Annotated in this window: 1 protein-coding gene; it reads left to right on the top strand. The window is 50.5% G+C overall.

The window, feature by feature from the left end:
- The first annotated feature begins 369 nt into the window (after window positions 1-369).
- Complete coding sequence (locus tag A3K90_RS10170) at window positions 370-1,977, top strand: sulfatase-like hydrolase/transferase (protein ID WP_303682505.1); 1,608 nt, start codon at window positions 370-372, stop codon at window positions 1,975-1,977.
- The last annotated feature ends 165 nt before the right edge of the window (window positions 1,978-2,142 follow it).

Here is a 2,142-nt window from a genome sequence, read left to right as displayed (position 1 = left end):
CCAGCATGCTCAAGGGTGTGGCGAATCATGGAATAGTTCTCTATGAAGCCTGCGCCTTCAGCTTCTCCATGAGCAACGAGTATGACGGCGACACGCATGAGGGTGCATTCGGATTTTGCATAACAGGGTGTTTAATGGAGGAATATACCAATTCCGACAACAGCCGTCAGCGTACTGCTGAGAGGCAGCCTGTTGGGGTGGATGCGATTATTCCTCCCCCAGTCGGGATTCAGAAGGACAAGCCATGAAGGGTTATGATAAAAGTAGCGTCTTATACTGAAATACAAACCATTTCCGCCGATTATGCACCCTCATCGTCTCAAGCGTGATATATATCGCCCCGCACTCCTGATTGCCACGTTCAGCATCATGCAGCTTGCTCTCCATCTGCTGGCGCTTGTTGACTCTCTTGATCTGCGCTTGCTTATGCCGCATATGGTTGCATGGACTCATGATCTCCTGCTCCTATCGCTTACAGTCATATGCTATAGAGTTGCAATATCCCGACTTCCGTCCAGCCTGCAGTCACGAACGGAACTCGTGATATTGCCGATCGTCGCCATTGTTTTTTTACCGCTATCGCTCTACCCCCAGATGCTTCGCGAATACCTTTCCTTTCCTGTAAACATTTTCTCAGCGACACCTGCATCGATGTCTGCGCTGCTGACCAATTACCTCGGCCTGTCCCGGATCGTTCCGCTGTTAGCTGCATCAGCAGCCTTACTTATGGCAATGCTGATGCCTCCGATACCCACCATCTGGTATGAGCGGTTAAAACGACCTCTATCGGTCCTCTGGGCCGTCGGAATTGTAACAGGACTGCTGACAATACCCCGCTCACCTCATCCAGTCGTAAACAGCCTGAAAGAAGAACTTTCGACCGCATTCTCACATGAAAGGCGCGAAGTGCCTGCACTGCATCCCCCGACAAAAAGGCAGGATGCCGCCATTCTGGCCAACAGCAGCGCGAAATCGATGAAGGGAACGCTGAGGATCGACCACGTCTACCTGATTGTTCTGGAAGGGGTAAGTGCTGATCAGTTCGAGAAAACCTTTTCAGCAAAGGGATCTGTTTTTTTTAACCGCATTGTGAAGCATGCCAGATATTTTGACCGCTATTACACAACAAATCTTGACTCCTATACCAGCCTGATCGCAATGCTCACCTCCGAGCAGGTTCCGTATCGCTCCTATACCGATACCAGCATATACGAAAACGTCAATAGCGCACCTAATCTGGTGCGAAGTTTTAACGCTGCAGGATTCCATACCCAGTTCATCAGCACCTATGACGATCAGCCATTCATTCCAGTGCGCAAAGAATGGTCGAGCATCATGCACCGGAAAGATCTTCCCATCGGGAAAACATGGGTATCAGTAGAGTCAAGCCGTATGGAATCAGCAACTGAAGACCGTGCAGCGCTGTCAACTATTGCGGCGCTCCCTCGGCAGCACCAAAGAACGTTCACACTCCACGAACTGGCTTACGGCCATACCACGGAATGGCGTGCAAAGACGGGAATTCCCCAGCTCGCATATTATGACACATACCTGAATGAACTGCTGGATCTCCTCATGGGAGAGCGTACGTGGAAGAAAAGCCTTCTGGTGATAGTCTCGGATCATGGAGACCGGGCTGGAGCGGAAAACACCCGAAACTACCGGGTACCTCTTTTGATCGTAGGACCCGGAGTTGAAGCTGGTAGGGACCATGCGCTCCGCTCACATCTGGACCTGCAGCATATCATTGCATCCATGCTATCAACAAGTAAAATGCCGAAACCACGAGAGGACGCGATTCTGGTCGGATCGACCGAGCGCTGGATCTATGGATTGATAAACGCTGACGGCAATCATATCATGATCGATGACCACACAGGCAAAGTGGTGGCATCGCGTGGAGGAATCAACCCACTGACTCTACATGATAGATTCCAGAAAATCATCAATGATTTCAGTAGCCGTTTCGACTCCTAGCAGCGGTAAGCAGGGGATAACAGTCCGCCCATCCAATCACGCCGTATATACATAGCACCGAGGAGCGAGAGAAAACGGGAATGGAAGAGAGAGTGAGTTGGGGGTGGGAAGTGGGATATAAAACAGAAAAGCCCTACCGGTAAAGGCAGGGCTTTTCATGAAAAA

Origin of the sequence: Pelodictyon luteolum (genome assembly GCF_001622165.1) — a bacterium.
In the GTDB taxonomy this organism is placed as follows: Bacteria; Bacteroidota; Chlorobiia; order Chlorobiales; family Chlorobiaceae; genus Chlorobium; species Chlorobium luteolum_B.
Note: the sequence above shows the minus strand (reverse complement) of the source record. Positions and strands in the feature narration are given on the sequence as shown.